Genomic DNA, 1,233 nt, shown 5'->3' with positions numbered 1-1,233 from the left:
GGGGGATCCCCAAAAGGCATACCACTTGCAGCTCAAGCTGGTCTATGCAATGGCCCCGGCAATGATTGCTCTCTTTGATGAAAGCGCCGAGAGACTCTTGAACAGGAGATGGGTGGAGCTGGCAGCTGCTTCAAGGGTCTTGCCGTCCCCCGACAGTCTATATACCGTGCAAGCTGTCTCCGATGAAACAGAAGTATGGCTTCATACGCATGGATTGTGCAGGTGTGGGCTCCATGAACTGGAAATTCTCGGTTCCAATCAGGATGAATACAGGACGCATGGTTCATTAATAACCAATTATGCATGTAGGTTACTTGATCGGGAAAAAGCAGGAGAAGTGGATGATGACCATGAAGAGGGTGGGAATGAAGAAGTACTGGAAATAGGACGCTTTCATGATGGAGAGTCGATCCTTGTAAGCTCGAGAAAATGGACCGAGGGTTTGCATTACTATCCGGAAACTATTCTGGGAGGCCTTGATGACAGAAGAGAATCCCATAATTCCAGGACAAATATCATTTTCCTATATGGAAGTGAAGAGGATCGAAAGGAGGGCCGCTTAAGACTGCCATCAGAGTTCACAGAAAAAATAGAGAATAACCCCATCTTTTTCGTGAGCAATGAGGAGACGGAGAGAATGAGCTCCTTGGCGAGAGAACGGTTTTCCTATGTTGTGAAGATGCTGCGGAAAAAACAGGAAGAAGGACAAGACATTGTCATCCTGCTCAAGCTGGGACTTGAGACAGTGGATAGCGAAGGCAAACCGGATCAGGAGAATCGCGAACATATTTGGTTTGAGGCCCTCTCTATGGAGGGAGATTGTTTCAGGGCGAGATTGACGCAGGAACCATACAATATTCCGAATCTTCATGAGGGAGATGAGGGAGTATATTCATTAGAGTCTGTGAGTGATTGGAGGATTCACACGAAAGATCATTCCATCGCTCCGGAGACGGTATACCTTCTGGATTTATAGAGACGGGAACAGGCCGGCAAATGAGAATACACTTGTGCACCCGGGAGAGAATCAATAGAGGGGCGCGGCAAGGGCCGGTACAAGATCTTGTAGGTAAAGGGGAGAGAGGGGGAAAAAGCGGAAAACTTGGAAAAAGTCCTTGACGATCCGGCGAGAAAGCCTTATATTTACATCACTGTCGCAAAAGGGCAAGAGCCTTGGCGCGACAAGTTCTTTGATAACTGAACAATGAAACAACCTTGAAAGATTCTAAGAGA

At 47.3% G+C, this 1,233-nt stretch carries 1 protein-coding gene; it reads left to right on the top strand.

The window, feature by feature from the left end; translation table 11 throughout:
• Positions 1-976: DUF4026 domain-containing protein (locus ACO5R6_RS07665; RefSeq protein WP_485626582.1), on the top strand; the 976-nt coding region annotated here is incomplete at its 5' end.
• Between the last annotated feature and the right edge of the window lie 257 nt (positions 977-1,233).

The organism is Shuttleworthella sp., assembly GCF_057251025.1.
This window is presented reverse-complemented; position numbering and strand designations above follow the sequence as displayed.